Below are 24,679 nucleotides of genomic sequence, written 5' to 3'. Positions count from 1 at the left end.
TCAGAGAACCCCGGTCATGGGCTCGCGCGGGCGGGTGCGGGTGGTCGGTGGGGTGGGCGTCGTGGTACGCCGTCGGCGTACGGCGGTGACGGCGCCGAGCAGGATGAGGGTCAGCAGCGAGGCGGCCCCGACGGCCGTGCCGAGCCGCAGGCCGGGCGGATGGAACTGGCAGGTGACGCTGGTCGAGGAGCCGTCGAGGGGGACGGCGATCAGGCCGTGGAACTGCTTGGCCGGTACGGCGGCGCCGTCGCCCGCGGCGCAGCGCCAGCCCGCGATGCGGGGAGCCGCGACGACCGCGATTCCCCTGCTGCCCGCGGGGAGTTCGGCCCGGACGGTGGCGTCGGAGACGGAGACGTGGGTGGCCCCGGTGGCCTTGAGGTGTTCGACGGCCTTGTGCAGCCGGGTGGTGTTCAGGCAGCCGACGGCACCGCGCGGGATGCGCCCGGGGAGGTCGGGGGTCAGTTCGATGCGCAGCCGTCCGGCGGCGGGGGCCGGGCCGAGCGGCGCCATGGCGGCGCGGTTGCGCGGGTACTGGGCCTGGAAGAGCACGGTGTGACCTGCCAGGCGCGCGGTGCCGGAGTAGTGCGGGGCCCACAGGTAGACCTGGCTGCCGGCCGGGCAGTCGGCGGTGATCGTCGGGTGGGTGAGGGCGGTCCCGTAACCGACCCGGTCCTTCTCACGGAGCGGGTTTCCGTTGTCGTCGTGGACGGCGGTCCGGGGGACGGTGTAGACGCGGGCGCCGAGCAGCAGCTCCTGGTTGCGGTACGGCGACGGCCCGAAGGCCGCCCGGCCGGGCGTGCCGCGTACGGTCACCAGAGGCGGCACGTCCTGCCGGGAGACCGACAACGGGCCGCCGAGCTGCGGCAGGTACGCCTGGTGGGGGTCGGTGGGCGAGTGCACCCGCGCTCCGACGGAGAAGACCGAGTCGGTGACGGGGTTGTCGAGGCTCTGCAGGTTGCGGCCCCGAGAGGTCCAGCCGTCGCCGAGGGCGGTGAGGGTGCGGGTGAGGACGTCCGCGGTGAGGCTGCTGTAGTACTGGGCGCCCTCGCCGCCGACCATCATCGGGTCGTTGGCGACGGTCTGCTCCCGACCCGGGTCGGTGCGGTACCGCGGCCAGCCGTCGGCCCGTGCGATCGCCTCCGCCTGCGTCTCCTGCCGGGCTCCCCAGGGCGCGTAGTCGTCCATGTGACCGAGGCGGACCCGGGTGGCGACGGCGGAAGTGGCCGCCGCCTCTCCGAACTGCCCGCCGAACAGCAGCACCAGGGCGAGCCCGGCCATGGCGGTACGGCCGCGGCCGTCGGCGCGGCGCAACAGCAGCAGCCCGCCCGCCGCACCGATGACGGCGAGCACCAGGATCGGCCAGGCCACCGGCTTCACCAGGTCACTGAGGCTCGCCACGGCGGTGATCAGGGCGAGCAGCGCTCCCGCGGCTGCCAGCGCGCGCCGGTCGGGAAGGCCGTAGGACAGGGCCTGCCAGGCGGCCATCACCAGCAGCGCGCACAGGACGAAGGTCTGCCGGTAGGGGCTGCCCTGGGGAGTGACGAAGGCATGCCAGACCAGATGGGTCGGCCCCCACTGCAGGGACAACGCGACCGCGGCGACGAGCAGCGTCCACCCGGTGCGCACCCGCCCGGGAACCGCCCGGTGGAAGGGCAGCGCGAGGGCGAGGAGCAGCGCCGCCATGCCCACGTAAAGGGCCGGAGTACCGAAGCTGTACGTCGTGGGCAGGAGACGGGCCAGCAGGTCCTGGGTGCCCACGGGCGCGAACTGCACGACCCGCCCCGGGTAGGCGTGCTTGGTGCCGAAGTACACGACGGTCACCAGTGGCGCGGCCAGGCCCATGCCGAGGGCGACGGTGCCGGCGGCGCGACCCGCCGCCACGAGTCGCTGCCTTCGGGAAAGGTCGCAGAGCCACAGCCGGAGCAGCAGCACCAGGCCGGCGCAGAGGGTGGCCATGTACGCGGTGTAGAAGTTGGCGATCCAGGCGAGGGCCACGATCAGCACGCCGAGCAGCGGGCGCCGGCGCTGGAGGGCCCACTCGCCGGCCAGGCACAGCAGCGGCAGGGCGACGAGTCCGTCGAGCCACATCGGGTTGTAGTCGCCGAGCGCCACAGTCCAGCCGCACAGGGCGTACGAGGCCCCCAGCAGCCCGGCGCCCCACCAGCGGCCGGGGCGCAGACTCAGCAGCAGCCAGGCCATCGCCGCACCCGCGGAGGCGATCTTCAGCACGGTGATCACATAGACCGCGAGATCGATCTCGTCCCGGGGGAACAGGGCGACGAGCAGGGCGAACGGGCTGCTGAGGTAGGTGCCGAGGTCGGGCAGGAAGCTGGAGCCGAAGCCGGACTGCCAGTTGACGAAGAGGCCGCCGTCGGCCCGGCCGTGCAGCAGGTCCCACAGGTGCGCGTGGAAGGGCACGTACTGGTTGCCGAGGTCGTTGACACTGCGGGTGCGGGGGCCGAAGGGGTAGCTGCGGGCGACGGCGTCGGCGGCGCAGAACACTGCGGTGGAGATGACGGCCGCGAGCAGGACCGCGGCCTTCTTCGGTGAGAAATGACCGCTCGAAACGGCTGTGGACAGGGTCGAGCGATCCATTCCTTGGTACTCCCCGCGGGTTATCGATTCGACGGCTTAGACGGACTCCGTTTCTGTTTGGTTGTGCCGTCTACAGAAAGTAGTGCAGTCAATTCCGAATACGAGCGGGCGCTAATGAAATGGTGAACGAACGGGAAACAGAACTCTCCCGGCGAGTTATTTGACGGTGAAATTCAGCGCGCCTTGCGTGCCGCATATGCCCGCGCGGCCCGCACCCGGTTCCCGCACTTGGTCGTGCACCAGCGCCGGGCCCCGTGGGAGCGGAGGAACCAGCGCGCGCAGCCCTGGGCGGCGCACTCGGTGAGCTGTTCGGCCTCGGCGCCGGTGAGGAGGTCGGCGGCGTCCTCGGCGAGCAGGGAGAGCGCGGCGGCGGCCGGGTTTGCGGAGTCGGGTTCGTCGGCGCGGTGCGGGCCGTCGGCGCTCCAGGCGAGCCGCGGGGTCGAGGGGGCGGCGGCGAGCGCGGCGTTGAGAGTGGCGAGGTCCTCGGCGGCGGGCCGGACCCGGGCGCCGTATGCCTCGAAGAGCGCGCGCAGCGCCTCGCGCAGGCCGAGCAGCCTCCCGAGCTGCCTGCCGTTCAGCGTGACCCGGTCCGGCAGCAGCTCGTGCCGGACGAGCCACAGATGCCCCGCCTCGGTGTCGTCGAGCAGGTCGACCTGGCCGTGACTGAGGGTGAAACGGGTGTTGACCAGGGCCAGCGAGAGATAGCGCTCCTCGCCGGGGACCGGGAGCTGGTGCAGATGGACGGGGGCCTCGTGATCCACGGCTCTCATGGTAATGCTTGCGATTCTCCATGAGGAGGCTTAGCGTGCCTCACGGAAAACTGATGACGAAACCGTGAGAGGTGAGAGGCCGTGGGCTTCGACGTGGACGCGCTGCGCGAGGACTTCCCCATCCTTCGGCGGACGGTGGACAGCGGCGCCCGTCTCGTCTACCTGGACTCCGGCGCCACCGCCCAGAAACCGCTCCAGGTCCTCGACGCGGAGCGGGACTTCTCCCTGACGCACAACGCGGCGGTGCACCGGGGCGCGCACCAGCTGGCCGGTGAGGCGACGGAGGCGTACGAGGACGCGCGGCGCACCGTCGCCCGCTTCGTCGGGGCCCAGGACGACGAGATCGTCTTCACCAAGAACACCACCGAGGGCATCAACCTCGTCGCCTACGCCCTGGGCAACGGGCGCCGGCTCGGACCCGGCGACCGGATCGTGGTGACGGAGATGGAGCACCACGCCAACCTGGTGCCCTGGCAGCAGCTGGCCGAGCGCACGGGCGCGACACTGGACTGGTTCGGCCTGACCGACGAGGGCCGCCTGGACCTGTCCAGGACCGACGAACTCCTGGACGAGCGCACGAAGGTCCTGGCGGTCACCCACCAGTCCAACGTCCTCGGCACGATCAACCCGGTGCGCGAACTCGCCGACCGCGCCCATGCGTTCGGCACGCTGGTCGTGGTCGACGGCGCGCAGTCGGTCCCCCATCGCCCGGTGGACGTGCACGAGCTGGGCGCGGACTTCCTCGCCTTCTCCGGGCACAAGATGCTCGGCCCGAACGGCATCGGCGTGCTGTGGGGCCGCCGCGAACTCCTCGCGGACCTCCCGCCGTTCCTCACCGGCGGTTCCATGATCGAGGTCGTCGAGATGGACCGCACCACCTTCCTGCCGCCCCCGCAGCGCTTCGAGGCGGGCGTCCCCATGACGTCCCAGGCGGTGGGCCTCGCGGCGGCCGTGGACTATCTGGAGGCCCTGGGCATGGCGGAGGTGGCGGCACACGAGGACCGCCTCACCGCCCAGGCACTGCAGTCGCTCCAGGAGATCCCCGGCGTACGGATCATCGGCCCCCGCGACCTCACCGCCCGCGGCTCGGCCGTCTCCTTCACGGTCGACGGCATCCACCCGCACGACGTCGGCCAGGTCCTGGACGAGCGCGGCATCGCCGTCCGCGTGGGCCACCACTGCGCCCGCCCGATCGTGCGACGCTACGGCATCCCGGCAACGACCCGGGCGAGCTTCTACGTGTACAACACCGAGGCCGAGGTGGATGCGCTGGCCGAGGGTGTTCGTGCAGCTCAGAAGTATTTCGGTGGCTGATCGAGAAGCGGGCTTGACCTGGAGCGCGCTCCAGGTTCTACGGTGTGCTCATGACCAGCGGACACCCCCTCCCGCAGGACCGGGAGCCGACCCTGACCATCGCCGAGGTCGCCGAGCGCACGGGCCTTTCACACGACACCCTGCGCTACTACGAGAAGGCGGGCCTCATCGAGCGGGTCGGCCGGACCACGGGCAACCAGCGCCGCTATGACGCGGCCGACCTGGCCTGGCTGGAGTTCCTGCTGCGGCTGCGCGAGACCGGTATGCCGATCGCCGGGATGCAGCGGTACGCACACCTGCGGGCGCAGGGGGACGTCTCGGTCGCCGACCGGCTGGCGATGCTCCGCGAGCACCGCGCCGAACTGGCCGACCGGATCAGGGCGTTGCGCCGCAACGCACGGGCGCTGGACGACAAGATCGTCCACTACGAACGACTGCTCGCCACGATGCACGAGCGGCCGGGAACGGAAGAGCAGACATGAGCGAGAGCACCACCCGCGAAGACCGCTTCGCCCACGGCCTGGAGGTCCTGAAGAGGGTCGACGGCGAAGCCGGCCAACGCGTCGTCGAGTCCCTCGCCGACATCAACCCCGAACTCGGCCACCAGGTCGTCGCCTGGGCCTTCGGCGAGATCTACGACCGGCCCGGACTCGCCCCGCGCGACCGCCAGTTGGTCACCCTGGGCATGCTCACCGCGCTCGGCGGCTGCGAGGCCCAGCTCGACGTGCACGTCAACGCGGCCCTGAACGTGGGCCTCACCCCCGAGCAGATCATCGAGGCCCTGACCCACTCGGCGGTGTACTGCGGCATGCCGAAGGCGCTGAACGCGACCTTCGTCGCGAAGCAGGTCTTCGCCGAACGCGGGCTGCTGCCGCTCGGACAGCAGCCCGCGCAGGAGACCGCTGCTGCCTCTGCCTGATCCGCAGGAAGGTGACCGAGTTCGCCGGGAAGGTGTACGAGAACCTGTCGGCGACCCCTCGAAGGTGGACGTCACGGGCGCGACCACGGTGGACGTCTCGGTGTTCACCGCGTCGGGCGCGGCCGCGAGCGTGGTCACCCGGGCCCTGGACGCGACCTTCGCGCCACCGAGGTCGATCGCCGTACGGGCCGCCGAGGCCTGGGCGTTGACCACCTCCCGTCGAGGTACAGCGTCACCTGACGGCCGCGCACCTTTACGTCGATGTCGTAGGTGCGGCCCGTCTCGACCGACCCCGGCTTGGCGATCAGCGTCGAGGCCAAGCCCGGAAGGGGTGTGAGCACGTCAATGGGGCGCACATGCGCGGGCGTAGGGTCGACGGCATGGATGCGCTGACGCCCTACCTCCTCCTGGCCGGCGGTCTGGTCGTCGTGACGGCGGCCTTCACCGGACTGGCGCTGCGGATCCCTCGCCGTGGCACGGCCGGCGGCGGACTCGGCGGGGCGCTCGCCGCGTACGAGGAGGCCTTCCGCGCCACCAGTCACGCCGCGCACCACGAGATCCGCGCCCAGGCCGACCGCAAGACACCCACCGGCTCCCCCGAACCCTTGCGACCGCGGCGGAAGAGGAGCTGAGCATGGGCGAGTTCTGGCCCGTGGCGGACGTGCTGGCGCATCTCGCCGGGCGCTGGCGTGTGGAGCGCACCGTGCGGGACCTGGCGGGCGGCGACGAGGGCCGCTTCGAGGGGACGACCCTCTTCAGTCCGCTCCCCGAGGGCGGGCTGCTGCACGAGGAGTCCGGCACGTTCACCTGGCAGGGCGTCGCGCGCCCCGCCGAACGCACCCTGCGCTTCCTGCCCGGCGGTTCACCCGGCACCGCGGACGTGCGTTTCGCCGACGGGCGCCCCTTCCACCACCTGGACCTGACCGCCGGGCACCATGTCGCCGACCACCCCTGCGCGGCGGACCTCTACCGCGGCGAGTTCACCGTCCGGGACGCCGACCACTGGCGGACGGTGTGGCGGGTGGGCGGCCCCGCCAAGGACCTCGTCCTGACCACCGACTACGCCCGCGAGGGCTGAACCGGAGCCCCGTCGAAGCGCAGGTTCCACCGCCCGGCGTGCCCCGTCACGGTGGTCGTCGACAGGGGGCGCACATCGATGTTCCAGTACGTCGACGGCGGCGCCTTCAGCGCGTACACCAGGGCCGCGCGAACCACGGACGGCTCGGCCACGGCGACGATGCGGCCGCCGTCCTCGACGGGCCGGGTGTCGAGCCAGTTGCCGACGCGGGCGATGAAGGCCATCAGCGACTCGCCGCCGTGCGGGGTGGCCCGCGGGTCGGCCAGCCAGGCGTCCACCGCCTCCGGCTCACGGGCCATCGCCTCGCCGAGGGTCAGCCCGCGCCAGCGGCCCATGTCGCAGTCCCGCAGGGCGAGCTGGACCAGCGGCGCATAGCCGAGGGCGTCGCCGGTGGCACGGCTGCGCGGTGTGGGCGAGCAGTAGCGCAGCTCCGCCGCCGCCAGCGGAATCAGGTCGCGGGCGACGCGCTGCACCTCGTCCCAGCCGGCCTGGTCCAGCGGACGGTCGTCCTCGAAGCGCTCGGCGAGCAACGGGGAGCTGCGCGCGGCGGCGACGAAAGTGACCCGAAGTTGCATGCGGCGATGGTGTGTCGGGAAAGTGCGCAGGTCAAGGGGTGTTGGTGAGCGTTCACCGACGGTGCCCGAAACCTTACTTCAAGGTCAGGACCTGCCGGACAAGTCACTCGAAAACGAGGGCCATCCAGATGTCCGGCTGGGCCAGCGGCTCGAATCCGAGCTTTGCGTAGACCCCGTGCGCGTCGGCGGTGGCGAGCAGGATGCGCCGCAGCCCGTACGGCTCCAGATGATCACGCACGGCGCCCACCATGGCCGTACCGATGTTCTTGCCGCGTACGGACCGGTCGACGTAGACGTCGCACAGCCAGGCGAAGGTGGCACGGTCAGTGACGACCCGGGCATAAGCGACCTGCTCCCCCGAAACCACCTCGTACACCCCGAAGTTGAGCGACCCGGCCATCGCCCGCTCGTGCTTCTCGCGCTCCCGGCCCTTGGCCCAGTACGCGTCGGTGGCCAGCCACCGGTGGACGCGGTCGACGTCGAGACGGTCGGGGTCGGTGGAGATCTCATAGCCTTCGGGAAGGCTCGGGGTGTCGGTCATGTCGGGACACTGGCAGGCGGGAACGAAGACGTCGAACGGTTTTCACCCGGCACAGGCGCGGGGGCGCGGGGCTGTGCCGATATGCGGCTCCGCCGCGCGGGCGCGACCAGCCACGACGGCGCCGCGGCCGAAAGACGACCTATCCCGGCAGCACCTCGTCACAAGCCACCCGCAACCGCCGCACCCCCTCCGCGATCTCCCCGCTCCCCGCGACCGCGGCAAAGCTCAACCGGGCGTGCGGCGCCGAGGACTCCGCGCTGAAGTACGGACGGCCGGGGGTGATGGCGACGCCCGCCCGCAGCGCCGCCGCCGCGAGAGCGGATTCGTCCGTGCCATCGGGCAACCGGAGCCACAGGTGATAGCCCCCCGAGGGGATGTGCGGCAGGGACAGTTCGGGCAGCCGCAGCCGCAGCGCCGCCGTCATGGCGTCACGGCGGCTCTTCAACTCCGCGGAGATCGCCCGCAGATGACGCGGCCAGGCGGGCGAGCCGACGAGTTCGAGGGCCGCCTCCTGCAGCGGGCGGGGGACGAAGAAGGTGTCGACGACCTGGATGGCACGCAGCCGTTCCAGGACCGGCCCGTGGGCGGCCAGCGCGCTCACCCGGAAGCTGGGCGAGGTCGCCTTGGTCAGCGAGCAGACATGGACGACGACCCCGTCGGGATCGTCGGCGGCCAGCGGGCTCGGCAGGGGCCCCGCGTCCTCGTGCACGAGCCGTCGTACGAAGTCGTCCTCGACGACGAACGCACCGGCCTCGCGGGCGATCCGCAGCACCTCCCCGCGCCGTTCGGGGGCCAGCACGGCACCGGTCGGGTTCTGGAACAGCGGCTGGCACACGAAGACCCGCGCGCCGGTGGCCCGGAACGCGTCCGCGAGCAGCGCGGGCCTGACCCCGTCCGGGTCCACCGGGACCGGCACCGGCCGCAGGCCCGCCGCCCGCGCGATCGCCAGCATCCCGGGATACGTAGGCGATTCGACGAGCACCGGCGCTCCGGGCGGGGCGAGCGCGCGCAGCGCGGTGGTCAGCGCGGACTGGCCGCCCGCGGCGATCAGCACTCCGGCGGCGGTGACCTGGCCGCCGATGCTCCGCGCGAACCACTCGCGCAGCTCCACCAGCCCCTCCATCGGCGGCCGCCCCCAGGCGCCGGGGCGACGGCCCGCCCGGGACAGGGCCGCCGCCATCGCCCGCTCGGGCTGCAGGGACGGGTGCAGATAGCCGCCGTTGAACTCGACGACTCCGGGCGGCGGGGCGGCGAGGGACACCGTGACCCCGGAGGCGTCCACGGAGCGCGGCACGAGGTCGGCGGCCCCGTCCGCGCTGAGGGCGACCTCCTGCCAGGAGGTGTCGCCGGAGGGAGCGGCACCGCCGCGCGGCTCGGCACGGAAGGCGCCGGCGCCCGGCCGGGTCACCACCAGCCCCTCGGCGGCCAGTTGCCCCAGGGCGCGCGAGACGGTCACCGGACTGACCCGGTACCGCTCGACGAGGGACCGACTCGACGGGAGCTTTCCACCAGGAGAGTAGCGATCCAGTTCCCGCCGCAGCTGTTTCACCAGTTCACCGACACTGCTACGCTCTTGCATGAGAGCACAGAGTAGCGCTACTACCCCCAGTCGGATAGCGGTCGGCAGTGAAACCCGGCCGACCGCCGCGGGCACCCGGGCGACCGCGGCGAACCGCCGCACCGGCACCCTCCTGGCCGGCCTCGGTGTGGTCGCCTTCTCCCTCACCTTCCCCGCCACCGCCTGGGGCCTGGAGGGCTTCGGTCCCTGGTCCCTGGTGGCCGTGCGCAGCGTTCTCGCGGCGCTGATCGCGGGAACCTGTCTGCTGGTGCTGCGCGTGCCGCTGCCCGGCCGAAGGCATCTGGCGGGCCTGGCCGTCGTGGCCGCCGGAGTCGTCGTCGGCTTCCCGCTGCTGACCACGCTGGCCCTGCAGACCTCGACCACCGCGCACGCGGCCGTCGTGGTCGGTCTGCTCCCGCTCACGACCGCCCTGTTCTCCGCGCTGCGGATGGGCAGCCGCCCCTCCCGCACCTTCTGGACGGCGGCCCTCGCGGGCGCGGCCGCGGTCGTCGCCTTCACGGTGCAGCAGAGCGGCGGCGCGCTGACCACCGCGGACCTGTATCTGTTTGGCGCCCTGTTGGTGTGCGCGGCCGGTTACACCGAGGGCGGCCGACTGGCCCGGGTCATGCCGGGCTGGCAGGTCATCGGCTGGGCGCTGGTGCTGTGCCTGCCGCTGAGCGTGCCGGCCGCCGCGCTGGCGCTGTCGTACGAGCCCGTACGGCTGAGTGCGCACAGCGTGGCCGGGCTGCTGTGGGTCGCGGCGGGCTCCCAGTTCCTCGGCCTGGTCGTCTGGTACCGGGGGATGGCGGCGATCGGCATTCCCAAGGCCAGCCAGTTGCAGTTGGCCCAGCCCCTGCTCACACTGGTGTGGTCGGTGCTGCTGCTGGGCGAGCACCTGACGGTGGCCGCCCCGCTGACGGCCGCGGCGGTGCTGGTGTGCATCGCCGTCACGCAGCGGGCGCGGGGCTGAGCGGCGCAGGTACGCGCCGGTTCCAACCGTGGCCCCGCGCCGTAGACTCAAGGCCACGGACCGCTGCTCCCGCACCTGGTGAGGAGGCCCTACAGATGCGTGCAACCGTGGGCGACCAGCTTGTCCAGCACGGCAGGGTGGTCGGCCAACACGACAAGGTCGGCGAGATCGTCGAAGTACTGGGCCAGGAGGGCAACCCTCCGTACCGCGTCCGCTTCGAGGACGGGCACACGGGCATCTGCTCGCCGGGCCCGGACACCGAGATCCGCCACAGGGAAATCCAACACTGAGCGATCCGCCGGGCGCGGATCAGCGCGGGGGCTTCGCCGGCTGCTGGTAGTGGTCGGCGACCACCCGCGCCATCGCGCCGATCCGGTCCGTCGCCACGTCCTTGGCGGCGAAGAAGATGTGCCCGCGCACCTGCGGATAGTCCTTGGCCAGGGTGAGGTGGCGGGAGAGTTCGGCGACGTCCTGCCAGGCCGCGGACTGGGCCGGGTCGCCGGCCTTGTACAGGGCCTCACCCACGTACACCTGCGTGCCGGTGCCGCGCGCGACCTCCGACCACCAGGGCAGCAGCTTGGCGTAGTCGGCGGCGGCGAAGCCGATGTTCCAGTAGACCTGCGGGGCGATGTAGTCGATCCAGTGCTCCCGTACCCATCTGCGGGTGTCCGCGTGCAGGTCGTCGTACGTCTGTACGCCCGCCCGGGTGTCGGAGCCGCGGGCGTCGGTGGCGGCGTTGCGCCACACCGCGAACGGACTGATGCCGAAGCGCGTGCCCGGCCGCACCTGCTTGATCCGCGTGGCGATCTCGGACACCAGCTTGTCGATGTTGTTGCGACGCCAGGCGTTGCGGTCCGGGAAGGCCTTGCCGTGGCGGGCGTAGGCCACGTCGTCGTCGAAGGTCTGGCCAGTCACGGGATACGGGTAGAAGTAGTCGTCGAAGTGGACGGCGTCCACGGGGTACTTCCGCACCGCGTCGAGCATCGCGTTCTGCACGAAGGCCCGGACCTTCGGCAGCCCCGGGTTGTAGTAGAGCTTCCCGCCGTACGGCACCACCCACTCCGGGTGCTTGCGTGCGGGGTGGGAGGCGGCCAGCTTCGTCACGTCGGTGTGGTTGGCGATGCGGTACGGGTTGAACCAGGCGTGCAGTTCCAGACCGCGGGCGTGGGCCTCCTGCACCGCCGTGCCCAGCGGGTCCCAGCCCGGGTCCTGGCCCTGGGTGCCGGTGAGGACCTGCGACCAGGGCTCGTACGGGGAGGGCCACAGCGCGTCGGCCGTCGGCCGCACCTGGAACATCACGGCGTTGAGGCGGCTGTGCACGGCACGGTCCAGGACGGCGATCAGCTCGGCCCGCTGCTCGGCCGCGGTCAGCCCCGGCCTGGAGGGCCAGTCCCGGTTGGCCACGGTCGCCACCCAGACGCCCCGCATCTCCCGCACGGACCGCCGGCGCCCGGGATCGCCGCCCGCCATCGCCGCACTCGCCGCCACTGCACCGCCCCCCGCCACGAGAGCCGACAGGGCCGTCGCCGCGAACGCCCGCCGGGACAGCCGAGACCTACGGTGCAGCATTCCCCTACCTCCATGCGCCGATGTGCGTGACCGGGGGAGATTCTCGACCCGGGCCGCCTCCCGCGTCAGACTGCCACGCGGACCCGAACGATCGATCAACGATCGCCGGAGGTAACGTGCAGGTTTGGAGCAGGCACCGAACCACCGGGGCGCTGCCGGATTCGTAGATCAGCGAAGGGGACGATGTGACCGACATCGAGCGCATCGGAGTGGTCGGCTGCGGCCAGATGGGAGCGGGCATCGCCGAGGTGTGCGCCCGGGCCGGTCTGGATGTCAAGGTCGCCGAGACGACCGGGGAGGCCCTGGAGATCGGCCGGACCCGGCTGTTCAGCTCCCTCGGCAAGGCGGCCGAGCGCGGCAAGATCACCGAGCAGGAGCGGGACGAGACGCAGGCACGGCTGAGCTTCACCACCGACCTGGGCGAGTTCGCCGACCGCGATCTGGTGATCGAGGCCGTCGTCGAGAACGAGCAGGTGAAGACGGAGATCTTCCAGGTGCTCGACCAGGTGGTGACCCGCCCGGACGCCATCCTGGCCTCCAACACCTCCTCGATCCCGCTGGTGAAGCTGGCGGTCGCCACCTCCCGCCCGGACCACGTCGTCGGCATCCACTTCTTCAACCCGGCCCCGGTGCAGCAGCTGGTCGAGCTGATCCCGGCGCTCACCACCTCCGAGGGCACGCTCGGCCGGGCCCAGCTGTTCGCGGAGAAGGTCCTCGGCAAGCACGCGATCCGCGCCCAGGACCGCTCCGGCTTCGTGGTCAACGCGCTGCTCGTGCCGTATCTGCTCTCTGCCATCCGCATGTTCGAGTCGGGCATCGCGGGCCGCGAGGACATCGACAACGGCATGGAGATGGGCTGCGCCCACCCGATGGGCCCGCTGAAGCTGTCGGACCTGATCGGCCTGGACACCGTCGTGTCCATCGCCAACTCGATGTACGCCGAGTACAAGGAGCCCCTGTACGCCGCTCCCCCGTTGCTGCAGCGCATGGTCGACGCGGGCCGGCTCGGCCGGAAGACCGGCTCGGGCTTCTACACCTACGGCTGACCTCGGCCGGCATGGTGCACAGTGCCCGTTCCAGGGTGCTGATTACACAGTGCGACCAGCACGGGCCCGGCGCTCTTCGGAGTGCCGGGCCCGTGCCATTCACACACCGTGTGCGCGACGGGCCCGCATATGCCCCTCGCACACGCTCCCCACGCACCCACCAGGCGAGTTGACTCTCCATGCGCAATGCAAGGGATGTGACGACTACGCAAAGGAGTGGACTCGTGACCGTCGACCCGGAGCATCCCGTGGTCCATGGAGAACTCGCAGAGTTACGCCGCCGCCTCGATGTCGCGTACGCGCGCGTCGAGGGAGGGCTGGCCCTGCTCAACCATCGCACCGAGGAGACACACAAGGAAGTCGACGATCTCAGCGCACGGATCGTCGCCCTGGAGCACGCCCGCTGGCCGCTGCCCGCGGTCGCGGCGCTGACGGCAGTGGGCGCGCTCGTCGTGACGGTATGGCAAGCCCTGGGCCACTGAGGGACAAGGGCGTGGTGGGGGGAATCAGGGTGGGCGCGGTGGGGGGATCGGAGTCAGGCGTCCTGCCCGAGCCTGAGGTGGTGCAGGAGCAGTAACGCGGCCGCCATGTTCGCGGCCGGGACCTCGCCGCGGGCGACCATGTCGGGGACGAGTTTGAGGGGGACCCATTCCCGGCGGTCCGACTCGAAGTCGTCCACGGGATGTCCGACGTACTCGCCTTCGTCGGCCCAGTAGATGTGATGCCGGGCGTCGGTGAGGCCGTTGGACGGCTCGACGCTCATGAGGTGCTGCAGAGGTCCCGGCCGCCAGCCGGTCTCTTCCTCGAGTTCCCTGGCGGCCGCGACGGCGATGTCCTCGCCGTCCTCGACCACGCCCGCAGCGAGTTCCCACCCCCAGCTGTCGGTGATGAAGCGGTGGCGCCACAGGAGGAGGACTTCATTGGCCTCGTTCACCACCGTGGCCACGGCGACGGGCCGCAGCCGTATCAGAAAGTGGTCCAGGTGCCGCCCGTCCGGCAGTTCCACATCTGCCAGGTTGACGGTGAACCAGCGGTTTTCATACACAGTTTGTTCGTTCTGTTTCGTCCACTGCACGGTTCTGCCACCTTCCGTCGAGTAAGTGGCAATATCGCAGCAGGGACTGTGGGTGTCGGCGCTCAGGAACCTGACTACAGCGGTACGCGCAGTGCGCCGTCGATGAGTTCGGCGGCTTCGGCGGTGCCCGCACAGCCGCTGCGCACCAGGTACTCGCGTACCGCGCGGAGTCTGTCGCGCAGCCGCTGAGACTCCATTCCGCGGGCCTGTTCGGCCATCTGCACCGCGGTGGCCACGGCCTTGTCTGCGTTGCCCTGGCGCAGTTCGATCGTGGAGAGCATGGCGAGCCGGTGCACCCGGCCGCGGTCGTGGGCGGGGTTGTCGACGGCCGCCGCGGCGTGCTCCCCCGCGGCCACGAGTTCGCCGAGGCTGAGCAGCGCCTCCGCCACCTGGACGTTGACAAGACCCGGCTGGACATAGCCGGTTTCGTCGGGTTCGTACCCGCGCCGGATGCGTTCGGCGGCCTGCTCGGCACGCCGGATGCAGGACAGGGCGCTCGTGCCGTCGCCGAGGTGTGCGTACGCCTTGGCCTGCATCGCGTACAGATCGGAGGCGAGGGCGGGGGTGATGTGCTTGCCGGCGGCGCGCAGCGCGGCCTCCGCGAAGGCGACCGCCTGACGGAACTCCCGCATGAACAGCGCCTGGTTGACCAGCAGCGCGATCACATAGGCGCCAAGTCCCCGGTCACCGCTGGCCTTCGCCAGCCTGAGCGCCTGGTGGAAGTAGCGCTGGGCGAGCCCGTGTGCGTCGGAGTCGTAGGCGCAGATGCCCGCGATGGCCACCAAACCACCCGTGGCCCGGTGCAGTTGGCGGCCGGTGGCGTCGGTGTAGCTGCCGCGCAGCAGCGGGGCGGCCTCGGCGTTGAGGAAGCCGACGATCCGCGTGCGGGTGGCTATGCCGCCGGCCTTGCGGTACATCTGCTCGTAGTGGGTGCGGGCCGCGCGCAGCATCTCGATGTCGCCGGGGGTGACCCGGTGCCGGCCGCCGCGCGAGACGTCCACGTCCTCGGGCGGGTTCTCCCACTCCCACACGGGCATGACGGCGGGCGTGCCGGTGACCGCGGGCGCGCCCAGGATGTGCGGGCGCTGCTGTTCGTCGGAGCGCCACAGGGCGGTGGCACGCTCGACGAAGCCGGACAGCGAGGTGCCGTGCGGGGTGGACGGTTCGCCGGGCATCCCGAGGCCGATGTCGTCGAGGGTGACCGGACGGTGCAGCCGTCCCGCGAGCACTTCACAGATCAGGTCGGGTACCTGCCCTCGGGGCCGCTGCCCCTTCAACCACCGTGCTACGGCGGTGTGTTCGTACCGGAGCGCGAGGCCGCGTGCCCGCCCCGCCTGATTGACGTGTGCCGCCAGCCCCGCATGCGAGATCCCGGCCTCGTCCAGGATCGCGTCGAGCAGAGTGTTGGGCTGCATAGGTGCCCCCCGGATCGCTCGGTGCCGTCAGCGTAGTGCGAACGCCTTCACACGGGGTGTGAACGGAGTGCTCGAATCCGCAGCGTACGCGCACTGTCGCGGAGAGTTTCCAGCCGGTTGACTGAAATGCCTCGCAAGAGGCCGGCCGGGCCGCCGGCTCCCCCTCGTACAGTGCGGCGGCCCGATTCCGCGCCGTCCGCCCAGCTGCCTGCCCGACACTCCGTGGCGGGGCGGACGGTGCGCCGGCGGCAGCTTGGCGGTGCGACTAGGCGCCATGGCATCGACCGTGCGTCGTCGGCTGAGGGTGCATCGTGGTTGTTCGCGCCCCCGCGGCGGTAGCCGCAGATTCAACAGAGCCCCGCGCCCCTGAAAGAGGGCGGCGGTCGTTGCGCAGGACCAGGAGTGCCACGTCGTCGGCGGGTCTTCCCCCTGCGTGGCGCAGCAGCCCGGCGAAGACGGCGCGCAGTACCGACTGCGGGGAGACCGGCCCGGCGCCCACGGCCTCGGCGAGCGCGGCCGGCAGCGGAAAGAACCGGCCACGTCCGTCACGGGCGTCCTCGACACCGTCCGTGTGCAGGAACAGTGCCTCGCCGGGCAGCAGCCGTCCGCACGGGACGGCGGGCAGCTCGGCGGGCAACGGGAACGGCCCGAGGGGAGGCAGCGGTTCGGCCCGGGTCAGCAACTCGGCCCGGGCCGGTCCCAGCAGATACGGCCAGGGGTGCCCGCAGTTGAGGACGCGCACCTCGCCGTCCGGCTGGATCTCCAGCAGCAGTACGGTGACGAACTCCTCGGCGACTGGGTGGTCCGGCTCCGCTCCGGCCGAGGGGTGCTCGGCGCGGGCCCGTTCCCGCAGGTGCCGGGCCAGCGCCCGCTCCAGCCGCCGCAGCACACTGCCGAGTTCGGCCTCGTCGTGCACGGCCTCGCGGAAGCTGCCGAGCAGGGCGGCGACCGTACCGATGGCGGCGAGTCCGTGCCCGCGCACATCACCCATCACGACCCGCACACCGTGCTCGGTGGCGATGACCTCGTACAGATCCCCGCCGATGGCCGCACAGCGGTCCGCCGACAGCTGGGCCGCGGCGATGTTCAGGCCGTCGATCCGCGGCGGCAGCGGCCGCAGCAGCACACTCTGCGCGGCACCCGCGACCTGCCGCACCTCTTTGAGCTCGCGGAGCATGACATGCCGGACGTGGAATATCAGCCCGGTGCCCACCGCGAAGAAGACGGCACTGGTGCCGATGCGCGCCCCCAGCCCGTTCTGCTGGGCGAGCGGACAGGCCAGCTTGTACGTGATCGCCATGGCGCCCCACACCGCGGGCAGCCCCAGCGAGAGCACCCGGCGCAACGGCAGCCGCCCCGCCCCGCGGGGAACCCCAGCCTTGATGCGGATCATGCCGATTGGCCCCCCATTTAGGCCCAGAAGCACAGACGGACCGACCCCGAAAGGCCGGTCCGATTCTGTCCAGCGCATGGCCGCAACGGGCCAGATCACCCCAAGTTGCCACCCGAACGAGTGACAACCTCCAGGCCACCCGCATTTATGCAGGTGGGGGGCATATTCACCGAGCAGGGGGAGGTGCGCCCCTAAAGGGGCGCGGGGCTGTGTTCAATTTGCGGCTACCGCCGCGTGGGCGCGACCAGCCACGACAAACCCGCAGCCGCCAACGAACAACAGCTCCCCGCCCCTTGGGCGAACTAGCCCCGAAGAACCGCTCCGGCACGCTCGCCCGCGAGGGCAACCGCCGCATCCCGAGCCGCAGAAGCCTCGTCAACGGTCAGAGTGCGGTCGGGGGCACGGAACCGCAGCGCATAAGCCAGCGACTTCTTCCCCTCACCCAACTGCTCGGCGTTCTCATACACGTCGAACAGCCGGATCGCCTCCAGGAGCTCCCCCGCCCCCTCCCGCAGCGCAGCCTCCACGTCGGCATGCGGCACGAACTTGTCGACGACCAGCGCGACATCCTGCGTGGCCACCGGGAACGTGGAGATGCCCGGTGCCTGCGGGGTGTCGTTGCCGACCTGCTCCAGCACATCCAGGTCGATCTCCATCGCACTGGTGCGCTCGGGCAGACCCAGGGCCTTCACCACGCGCGGGTGCAGCTCACCGGCGTGGCCGACGACCGTCTCCGTGCCGTCGACGACGACCACGAACTCGGCGCAGCGGCCGGGGTGCCACGGACCGTACTGCCCCTTGCGCACGGTCAGTTCGGCTCCGGCTTCCCGCGCGGCGACGCGGCCCGCCTCAACCGCGTCGGCCCAGTCCGCCGGACGGCCCTTGCCCCACCAGCCGGCCTGCTCGCGGGCGCCCGCGAGGACGACGGCGACGTGGCGCGGCTGCTCGGGCAGCGCGGCGTTCAGCTCGGCGATCTCCTCGTCGGTGGGACGCCGGTCGACGGGCAGGGCGACGGCGGTCCTCTGCTCCTCGCGCGGGAGGAACACCAGCCCGGTCTCGAACAGCGCGAGGTCGTGCGAGCCCCGGCCGTTGTTGCGCCGCAGGGCACCAAGGAGGCCCGGCAGCAGCGACGTGCGCAGCGCGGGCTCCTCGTCGCTGAGCGGGTTGGTGAGCTTCACGACGCGGCGGCCGGGGTCCTCGGCCTCCAGCAGCAGCTGGTCGAAGACCTGCTCGCTGACGAAGGGGTAGTTCGGCGCCTCGACATAGCCCGCCCCGGCCAGCGCGCGGCCGACGCGGCGGTGCAGCCGCTGGCGGTGGGTCAGTCCGCGGCCCGAGGGGAGCTTGGGCAGCGTGGAGGGCAGGTTCTCGTAGCCCTCCAGGCGGATGACCTCTTCCGCGATGTCGTTGACCTCGAGGAGGTCGGGCCGCCAGGACGGCACGGTGACGATCAGCTCGTCCTGCCCGTACACGTCGCAGCCGATCTCCTGCAGCCGCCGTACGACGGTCTCGCGGCCGTAGTCGACGCCCGCCACCTTGTCCGGGTGGTCGGCCGCGACGGTGATGGTGTGCGGCGCGGACGGCGTGATGACCTCGGTGACGCCGGCCTCGGCGGTGCCGCCCGCGAGCAGGACCAGCAGGTCGACCGTGCGCTGTGCGGCCGCGGCCGCGGCCTGCGGGTCGACGCCGCGCTCGAAGCGGCGGGAGGCCTCGGAGGACAGCTTGTGGCGGCGGGCCGTGCGCGCGATGGAGACCGCGTCGAAGTGCGCGGCCTCGATCACCACGTCGCTGGTCGAGTTCTCGGTGTCGTCGTGGTCGGCGATCTCGGTGTTGGCGCCGCCCATGACGCCCGCGAGGCCGATGGGGCCCCGCTCGTCGGTGATGACGAGGTCCTCGGCGTCCAGGGTGCGGGTGACGCCGTCGAGCGTGACGAGCTTCTCGCCCTGCTCGGCGCGGCGCACGCCGATGGTGCCCTGGACCAGCGAGCGGTCGTAGGCGTGCAGCGGCTGGCCGAGCTCCATCATCACGTAGTTGGTGACGTCGACGGCGAGCGAGACCGGGCGCATGCCGACCTTCTGCAGCCGGCGCTGCAGCCAGATCGGGGAGCGCGCCTCGGGGCTGAGCCCGGTGACCGTGCGCGCGGTGAAGCGGTCGCAGCCGAGCGGGTCGGAGACCTGCACCGGGTAGCCGAACGCGTTCGGGCCGGGTACGTCGATCAGGGCCGGGTCGCGCAGCGGCAGACCGTAGGCGATGGCGGTCTCGCGGGCGACGCCGCGGATGGACAGGCAGTCGCCGCGGTTGGCGGTGACGGCGATGTCCAGGACCTCGTCGACCAGCTCGAGCAGTTCGATGGCGTCCTTGCCGACCTCGGCCTCCGGCGGCAGCACGATGATGCCGTGCGTGCCGTCGTCGCCCATGCCCAGCTCGTCGCTGGAGCAGATCATGCCGTGGGACGTCTTGCCGTACGTCTTGCGCGCGGAGATGGAGAAGCCGCCCGGCAGCGTGGCGCCCGGGAGTACGACCACGACCTTGTCGCCGACGGCGAAGTTGCGGGCGCCGCAGACGATCTCCTGGGGCTCGCCGGTGCCGTTGGCCCGGCCGACGTCGACGGTGCAGAAGCGGATCGGCTTCTTGAACTCCGTCAGCTCCTCGATGGTCAGCACCTTGCCGACCACGAGCGGGCCCTTGAGGTCGGCGCCGAGGTGCTCGACGGTCTCGACCTCGAGCCCCGCCGAGACGAGCTTCTCCTGGACGTCACGGCCGGTTTCCGTCGCCGGCAGGTCGACGTACTCCCGCAGCCAAGAAAGCGGGACCCGCATCAGATCTCCATCCCGAACGGCCGGGTGAACCGGACGTCACCCTCGACCATGTCTCGCATGTCCTCGACGTTGTGGCGGAACATCAGCATCCGCTCGATGCCGAACCCGAAGGCGAAGCCGCTGTACTTCTCCGGGTCGACGCCGCAGGCGGTGAGCACCCGCGGGTTGACCATGCCGCAGCCGCCGAGTTCGATCCAGCCCTCGGAGGAGCAGGTGCGGCAGGGCCGGTCGGGGTTGCCGACGGACTCGCCGCGGCACACGTAGCACACCATGTCCATCTCGGCGGACGGCTCGGTGAACGGGAAGAAGTTGGGCCGCAGCCGGGTCTTCATGCCCTCGCCGAACAGCGACTGGACCATGTGGTCCAGGGTGCCCTTGAGGTCGGCCATGGTCAGGCCCTCGTCCACGGCGAGCAGCTCGACCTGGTGGAAGACGGGGGTGTGCGTGGCGTCGAGCTCGTCGGTGCGGTACACCCGGCCCGGACAGATCACGTAGACCGGCAGCTCACGGCTGAGCAGCGAGCGGATCTGGACCGGCGAGGTGTGGGTGCGCAGCACGACACCGGACTCGGTGCCGCCCTCAGGGCCTTCGACGAAGAAGGTGTCGTGCTCACCGCGGGCCGGGTGGTCCGGGCCGATGTTCAGGGCGTCGAAGTTGAACCACTCGGCCTCGATCTCGGGGCCCTCGGCGACCTCGTAGCCCATGGCCACGAAGACGTCCTCGATGCGCTCCGAGAGCGTGGTCAGGGGGTGGCGGGCGCCGGCCGGTACGCGGTCGTACGGCAGCGTGACGTCCACCGACTCCTCGACCAGCACGCGCGCGTCCCGCTCGGCCTCCAGCTCGGCCTGGCGGCCGGCGAGGGCCTTGTTGACGGCGCCGCGGGCCTGGCCGACCAGCTTGCCGGCGGCGGCCTTGGCGTGCGGGGGCAGGGCGCCGATCTCGCGGTTGGCGAGGGCCAGCGGGGAGGTGCCCCCGGTGTGGGCGACCTTGGCCTCCTGGAGCGCGTCGAGGGAGCTCGCTGCGGCGAAGGCGGCGAGCGCCTCGTCCCGCATGCGCTCGATCTCTTCCGGTTTCAACGCCTCGACCTCTACAGGGTCGTACGACTTATTCGGTGCCGACATCTCTTCCCGTGCTTCCGATTGGCTGGCTGAAGGTCCCCGTCACCGACTCACACAGAGGTCAGAGGGCCGTCCCTGGGACACAAAGGTGCCAAAGGCCGAGTCTAACGGGGTGGAGGTGTACGAATGCGCCCGTGGGCCGCTCTCCGGCTCTCAGGTGAGATACGCCGGGGCCGCCACGGGCAACGTAAATCGGAACTCCGCCCCGCCCTGAGAGGCGCGGCCGACCGTGATGGTGCCGCCGTGGGCCTCGACGATGCCCTTGACGATGTAGAGCCCGAGGCCGGTGCCGCCGCGCTTGCTGCCCCGCCAGAAGCGGGTGAAGACGCGGTTCATGGACTCCTCCGGGATGCCGGGCCCCTCGTCGCTCACCGTGACCGACGTGGCTGCTGCTTCATGGCCTTCGCCCTCGCGGGGGGACGCCGTGGCCGTGATGTCAATCGTGACGGTTCCCTCGCCGTGCCGCACCGCATTTTCCAGCAGGTTGCTGAGCACCTGGTCGATCTTGTCGGGGTCGGCCCACAGGGCGGGCAGGGGCTGCTCGATCCTGAGCAGGAACCGGTCGGCGGGCTGGCCGGCGGCGACGTAGGCCTGGATGTGCCGTCCGACGGCGGCCCCGATGTCGACGGGCTGGCGCCGCACCTCCAGCCGCCCGCTGTCGATGCGCGAGATGTCCAGCAGCTCGGCGATGAGCCGGGTGACCCGGTCGGCGTCGGCGTCGACGGTCTCCAGCATCAGCCGCTTCTGGTCGTCGGTGAACCGTTCCCACTTGGCGAGGAGCGTGGCGGTGAAGCCCTTGACGGAGGTCAGGGGCGAGCGGAGTTCATGGGCCACGGTCGCTATCAGCTCGGCGTGGCTGCGCTCGGTGCGGCGGCGGGCCTCCGTGTCGCGCAGCGAGACGACGACGCGGCGGACCGGACCGGTGGCTTCACCGCGGACGTACCGGGCCGATACGAGGACCTCGCGTCCACCGGGAAGCAGCAGATTCCGCTCGGGCTGCCGCCTGCGAATGGCGAGCCCGCCGTACGGGTCGGTGAGCTGCCACCAGCGCCGCCCCTCCAGGTCCTCTAACGGCAGCGCCTTCTCCAGCCGCTGCCCGAGGGCGTCGCGGGCGGGGACGGCGGTGATGCGCTCGGCGGCGGCGTTGAAGCAGATGACATGGCCGTGCTCGTCGGCGACGACCAGGCCGTCGGGCAGTTCGTCGGGGTCGATGCCGAGCTCGGCGAGATCGCCCTGCCGGGGCCCGGGCGCATGCCGCGCGTCCCGTGATCCCCGTGCCCTGCTCGTGCCGACACTCATTCCCCGCAACCCCACCCTTCAGACGGCGCAGGTGGCCCCCGAGCTGGTCACCCTACTAGCTCTCGGTGACGGAACGGCACCCTGTGGAGGCGCGCTGTGCACGGGCCGACGCATACAGACATACGGCGGCCGCGGTGGCGAGGTTCAGGCTCTCGGCCTTCCCGTGGATCGGCACGCGCACCACGGCGTCCGCGAGTGCGCGGGTCTCCTCGGGAAGCCCCCACGCCTCGTTCCCGAACACCCAGGCGGTCGGCCCGCCCATGGTCCCCTTGTCGAGCTCGTCGTCCAGGTCGTCGGTACCGGCCCCGTCCGCGGCGAGGATCCGCACACCGACCCGCTTCAGCCCCTCGACGGCCTCCTCCACGGGGACGCCGACGGCGACGGGCAGATGGAACAGCGAGCCCACGGAGGCCCGTACGGCCTTGGGGTTGTAGAGGTCGACGGACGCGTCGGTCAGTACGACGGCCTCGGCGCCGGCGGCGTCGGCGCAGCGCAGCACGGTCCCGGCGTTCCCGGGGTCGCGCACGTTGGCGAGTACGGCCACCAGCTTCGGCTCGGCGGCCAGGATCTCCTCGAAGGGTGTGTCGATGAACCGGCAGACACCGACGAGCCCCTGCGGGGTGACGGTGGTCGAGATGTCGGCGATCACGTCGTCGGCCGCGAGATGAACCCGGGCGCCGGTGGCTCGTGCCTCGCCGATGATGTCGGCGTACCGCTCGGCTGCCTCGACCGTCGCGAACAGCTCGACCAACGTGTCCCCGTAGGCCGCCGCCTCCCGCACGGCCTGCGGGCCCTCGGCGAGAAACAGCCGCTCCTTGCCCCGGAAGTTCCGCCGGGCGAGCCGCCGGGCGGCCAAGACGCGAGGGGAACGGGGTGAGATCAGCTCGGGGCTGGCGGAGGGCATGGGGCTCACTTTCGGAAAGCTACACAACAGGACCCGCAAGCCCGGAGGCCTGCGGGTCCCTCATGTCACGTCGGCTCAGAGCCGGTGCAGCGTCACGCGGCCTTCGGGGCGTTGACGTCGGCCGGAAGGGCCTTCTGCGCAACCTCGACCAGCGCGGCGAACGCGGTGGCGTCGTTGACGGCCAGCTCGGCCAGGATCTTGCGGTCGACCTCGACGTTCGCGGCCTTCAGACCCTGGATGAAGCGGTTGTACGTGATGCCGTTGGCGCGGGCAGCGGCGTTGATGCGCTGGATCCACAGCTGGCGGAAGTCACCCTTGCGCTTCTTGCGGTCGTTGTAGTTGTAGACCAGCGAGTGGGTGACCTGCTCCTTGGCCTTGCGGTACAGGCGCGAACGCTGACCGCGGTAGCCGGAGGCCTGCTCGAGGATCGCCCGGCGCTTCTTGTGGGCGTTGACTGCCCGCTTGACGCGTGCCACTTGTTAACTCCTTGTAGCGGGGCCGTGGTTGGACTCACACGGCCCGGAAACGATTGGGTCCCGGTCCAGACGTACGGCGCTCGGCGATCGAATGATCAGGCGCCGCTTACGTCACTTGCCGAGAAGCTTCTTGATCTTCGCGGCGTCGCCCGGGGCCATCTCGGCGTTGCCGGTCAGGCGACGCGTCACGCGGGACGACTTGTGCTCGAGCAGGTGGCGCTTGCCGGCGCGCTCACGGAGCACCTTGCCGGAGCCGGTGACCTTGAAGCGCTTGCTGGCACCGCTGTGCGACTTGTTCTTCGGCATAGCGCCGTTCTCTCCTCGTCGGTGGCGCTCCGGTGCCCGGTCGCGAAAACCGGGCACGGTGGAGCGTCGTTCGTATTTCGGTTACATCCTGGGGACTTGCGTCCCCCGGGATCACGCCTCGGCGGAAGCCTCGGCAGGAGCCTCGGTCTCCACGGAGTCCTCGGTCGCCACGGCATGCTCGGTCTCCGCGGCGTTCTGCGACTTGCCGGGGTTGGCCTTCGCGTCTGCCTTGCGGGCTTCCTGCGCCTGGCGGGCCTCGGCCATCGCCTCGGTCTTCTTCTTGTGCGGACCGAGAACCATGATCATGTTTCGGCCGTCCTGCTTCGGGTTCGACTCCACGAAGCCGAGGTCCTGGACGTCCTCCGCGAGACGCTGCAGCAGTCGGTAGCCGAGCTCCGGCCGGGACTGCTCGCGACCACGGAACATGATCGTGATCTTGACCTTGTCGCCCTGCTTGAGGAACCGGACGACGTGACCCTTCTTGGTGTCATAGTCGTGCGGGTCGATCTTCGGCCGGAGCTTCATCTCCTTGATGACCGTGTGCGCCTGGTTCTTGCGCGCCTCACGGGCCTTCATGGCCGACTCGTACTTGAACTTCCCGTAGTCCATGAGCTTGCACACGGGCGGACGGGCGTTCGCCGCGACCTCGACCAGGTCCAGGTCGTACTCCTGCGCAAGCTCCAGTGCCTTGGCCAGCGGGACGATGCCCACCTGCTCGCCACTGGGACCGACAAGTCGCACCTCGGGAACGCGAATCCGGTCGTTGATGCGGGGCTCGGCGCTGATGGATCCTCCTCGGTTAGCACCACACGGCGGTCTGGCGGACAGCCGTGTATGTCTCTCTTTCGTTAGACCTAACCGCGCCGAAGCATGAAAAATGCCCCGGACGATCACAGGCGGGGCTCCAAAGCACTACCGGAGCACCGCCGCGATGACGCGGGG

Annotated in this window: 24 protein-coding genes and 2 pseudogenes; 9 read left to right on the top strand and 17 right to left on the bottom strand. The window is 71.2% G+C overall.

Going from position 1 to position 24,679, the window contains the following annotated elements:
• On the bottom strand, positions 1–2,595 hold the full coding sequence (locus ACFY1U_RS26935; RefSeq protein WP_390696696.1) for a YfhO family protein: 2,595 nt from the start codon (positions 2,593–2,595) through the stop codon (positions 1–3).
• Between the two features lie 173 nt (positions 2,596–2,768).
• Positions 2,769–3,365, bottom strand: coding sequence for an ABATE domain-containing protein (locus ACFY1U_RS26930; protein WP_390696695.1), 597 nt, complete (start codon positions 3,363–3,365; stop codon positions 2,769–2,771).
• Between the two features lie 81 nt (positions 3,366–3,446).
• Between ACFY1U_RS26930 and ACFY1U_RS26925 the strand changes: the two genes are divergently transcribed.
• Genes ACFY1U_RS26925 through ACFY1U_RS26915 form a run of 3 tightly spaced genes read left to right on the top strand, consistent with a single transcriptional unit; the run spans position 3,447 to position 5,598 of the window.
• Positions 3,447–4,679: a cysteine desulfurase gene (locus ACFY1U_RS26925; RefSeq protein ID WP_390696694.1), complete on the top strand. Its 1,233-nt coding sequence runs from the start codon at positions 3,447–3,449 to the stop codon at positions 4,677–4,679.
• A gap of 50 nt (positions 4,680–4,729) precedes the next feature.
• Positions 4,730–5,161 (top strand): MerR family transcriptional regulator, encoded by a 432-nt coding sequence (locus ACFY1U_RS26920; RefSeq protein ID WP_390696693.1) that lies wholly within the window; start codon positions 4,730–4,732, stop codon positions 5,159–5,161.
• The gene (locus ACFY1U_RS26915) at positions 5,158–5,598 is read left to right on the top strand and encodes a carboxymuconolactone decarboxylase family protein (protein ID WP_390696692.1); all 441 of its coding nucleotides are present in this window, start codon (positions 5,158–5,160) and stop codon (positions 5,596–5,598) included. The genes ACFY1U_RS26920 and ACFY1U_RS26915 overlap by 4 nt, the downstream gene beginning before the upstream one ends.
• Here ACFY1U_RS26915 and ACFY1U_RS26910 read toward each other — a convergent pair.
• Positions 5,588–5,921, bottom strand: a pseudogene (locus tag ACFY1U_RS26910) (alpha-L-arabinofuranosidase C-terminal domain-containing protein); the annotation flags it as partial. The gene ACFY1U_RS26915 and the pseudogene ACFY1U_RS26910 overlap by 11 nt on opposite strands.
• A gap of 33 nt (positions 5,922–5,954) precedes the next feature.
• Between ACFY1U_RS26910 and ACFY1U_RS26905 the strand changes: the two are divergent.
• Entirely contained in the window at positions 5,955–6,230 is a 276-nt protein-coding gene (locus ACFY1U_RS26905; protein ID WP_390696691.1) for a hypothetical protein, read from the top strand.
• A 2-nt stretch (positions 6,231–6,232) separates the two neighbouring features.
• Entirely contained in the window at positions 6,233–6,676 is a 444-nt protein-coding gene (locus ACFY1U_RS26900; RefSeq protein WP_390696690.1) for a DUF6314 family protein, read from the top strand.
• Here the strand turns inward: ACFY1U_RS26900 and ACFY1U_RS26895 are convergent.
• From ACFY1U_RS26895 to ACFY1U_RS26885, 3 genes are all read right to left on the bottom strand, one after another.
• Entirely contained in the window at positions 6,658–7,251 is a 594-nt protein-coding gene (locus tag ACFY1U_RS26895; protein ID WP_390696689.1) for a histidine phosphatase family protein, read from the bottom strand. The two genes, ACFY1U_RS26900 and ACFY1U_RS26895, sit on opposite strands and share 19 nt — an antisense overlap.
• A 103-nt stretch (positions 7,252–7,354) precedes the next feature.
• Positions 7,355–7,792, bottom strand: coding sequence for a GNAT family N-acetyltransferase (locus ACFY1U_RS26890; RefSeq protein ID WP_390696688.1), 438 nt, complete (start codon positions 7,790–7,792; stop codon positions 7,355–7,357).
• A 139-nt stretch (positions 7,793–7,931) separates the two neighbouring features.
• Complete coding sequence (locus tag ACFY1U_RS26885; RefSeq protein ID WP_390696687.1) at positions 7,932–9,371, bottom strand: PLP-dependent aminotransferase family protein; 1,440 nt, start codon at positions 9,369–9,371, stop codon at positions 7,932–7,934.
• Between ACFY1U_RS26885 and ACFY1U_RS26880 the strand changes: the two genes are divergently transcribed.
• Positions 9,370–10,320 carry a DMT family transporter gene (locus ACFY1U_RS26880; protein WP_390696686.1) on the top strand — a complete coding sequence of 317 codons (951 nt, stop codon included), beginning with the start codon at positions 9,370–9,372 and terminating at the stop codon, positions 10,318–10,320. The genes ACFY1U_RS26885 and ACFY1U_RS26880 overlap by 2 nt on opposite strands.
• Before the next feature lie 95 nt (positions 10,321–10,415).
• Entirely contained in the window at positions 10,416–10,610 is a 195-nt protein-coding gene (locus ACFY1U_RS26875) for a DUF1918 domain-containing protein (RefSeq protein ID WP_099927555.1), read from the top strand.
• A gap of 19 nt (positions 10,611–10,629) precedes the next feature.
• Here ACFY1U_RS26875 and ACFY1U_RS26870 read toward each other — a convergent pair whose 3' ends face one another.
• Positions 10,630–11,889, bottom strand: coding sequence for a glycoside hydrolase family 10 protein (locus tag ACFY1U_RS26870; protein WP_390696685.1), 1,260 nt, complete (start codon positions 11,887–11,889; stop codon positions 10,630–10,632).
• Between the two features lie 185 nt (positions 11,890–12,074).
• Between ACFY1U_RS26870 and ACFY1U_RS26865 the strand changes: the two genes are divergently transcribed.
• Together ACFY1U_RS26865 and ACFY1U_RS26860 are read left to right on the top strand one after the other, a co-directional pair.
• A complete protein-coding gene (locus ACFY1U_RS26865) occupies positions 12,075–12,935 on the top strand; it encodes a 3-hydroxybutyryl-CoA dehydrogenase (RefSeq protein ID WP_390696684.1) in 861 nt (286 codons plus the stop codon).
• Positions 12,936–13,159: 224 nt separating this feature from the next.
• Complete coding sequence (locus ACFY1U_RS26860) at positions 13,160–13,417, top strand: hypothetical protein (protein ID WP_390696683.1); 258 nt, start codon at positions 13,160–13,162, stop codon at positions 13,415–13,417.
• A gap of 53 nt (positions 13,418–13,470) precedes the next feature.
• Here ACFY1U_RS26860 and ACFY1U_RS26855 read toward each other — a convergent pair whose 3' ends face one another.
• From ACFY1U_RS26855 to infC, 10 genes and pseudogenes are all read right to left on the bottom strand, one after another.
• Positions 13,471–14,010 carry an NUDIX hydrolase gene (locus ACFY1U_RS26855; protein ID WP_344405642.1) on the bottom strand — a complete coding sequence of 180 codons (540 nt, stop codon included), beginning with the start codon at positions 14,008–14,010 and terminating at the stop codon, positions 13,471–13,473.
• Positions 14,011–14,084: 74 nt separating this feature from the next.
• Entirely contained in the window at positions 14,085–15,425 is a 1,341-nt protein-coding gene (locus ACFY1U_RS26850) for a transcriptional regulator (RefSeq protein WP_390696682.1), read from the bottom strand.
• Positions 15,426–15,690: 265 nt separating this feature from the next.
• Positions 15,691–16,818: a PP2C family protein-serine/threonine phosphatase gene (locus tag ACFY1U_RS26845; RefSeq protein ID WP_390696681.1), complete on the bottom strand. Its 1,128-nt coding sequence runs from the start codon at positions 16,816–16,818 to the stop codon at positions 15,691–15,693.
• 302 nt (positions 16,819–17,120) lie between these two features.
• Entirely contained in the window at positions 17,121–19,634 is a 2,514-nt protein-coding gene (gene pheT, locus ACFY1U_RS26840) for a phenylalanine--tRNA ligase subunit beta (protein WP_390696680.1), read from the bottom strand.
• Positions 19,634–20,755, bottom strand: coding sequence for a phenylalanine--tRNA ligase subunit alpha (pheS, locus tag ACFY1U_RS26835; protein WP_365835940.1), 1,122 nt, complete (start codon positions 20,753–20,755; stop codon positions 19,634–19,636). The genes pheT and pheS overlap by 1 nt, the downstream gene beginning before the upstream one ends.
• Before the next feature lie 150 nt (positions 20,756–20,905).
• Entirely contained in the window at positions 20,906–22,051 is a 1,146-nt protein-coding gene (locus ACFY1U_RS26830; protein WP_390696679.1) for an ATP-binding protein, read from the bottom strand.
• Between the two features lie 55 nt (positions 22,052–22,106).
• Entirely contained in the window at positions 22,107–22,955 is an 849-nt protein-coding gene (locus tag ACFY1U_RS26825) for a TrmH family RNA methyltransferase (protein WP_390696678.1), read from the bottom strand.
• Between the two features lie 92 nt (positions 22,956–23,047).
• Positions 23,048–23,431 carry a 50S ribosomal protein L20 gene (gene rplT, locus ACFY1U_RS26820; protein ID WP_004933571.1) on the bottom strand — a complete coding sequence of 128 codons (384 nt, stop codon included), beginning with the start codon at positions 23,429–23,431 and terminating at the stop codon, positions 23,048–23,050.
• A gap of 111 nt (positions 23,432–23,542) precedes the next feature.
• Positions 23,543–23,737, bottom strand: a complete 195-nt coding sequence (gene rpmI, locus ACFY1U_RS26815) for a 50S ribosomal protein L35 (RefSeq protein ID WP_004933563.1) — start codon at positions 23,735–23,737, stop codon at positions 23,543–23,545.
• Between the two features lie 111 nt (positions 23,738–23,848).
• Positions 23,849–24,548, bottom strand: a pseudogene (gene infC / locus ACFY1U_RS26810) (translation initiation factor IF-3).
• Between the last annotated feature and the right edge of the window lie 131 nt (positions 24,549–24,679).

It is taken from the genome of Streptomyces sp. NPDC001351, from assembly GCF_042896045.1.
GTDB lineage: Bacteria > Actinomycetota > Actinomycetes > Streptomycetales > Streptomycetaceae > Streptomyces.
Note: the sequence above shows the minus strand (reverse complement) of the source record. Positions and strands in the feature narration are given on the sequence as shown.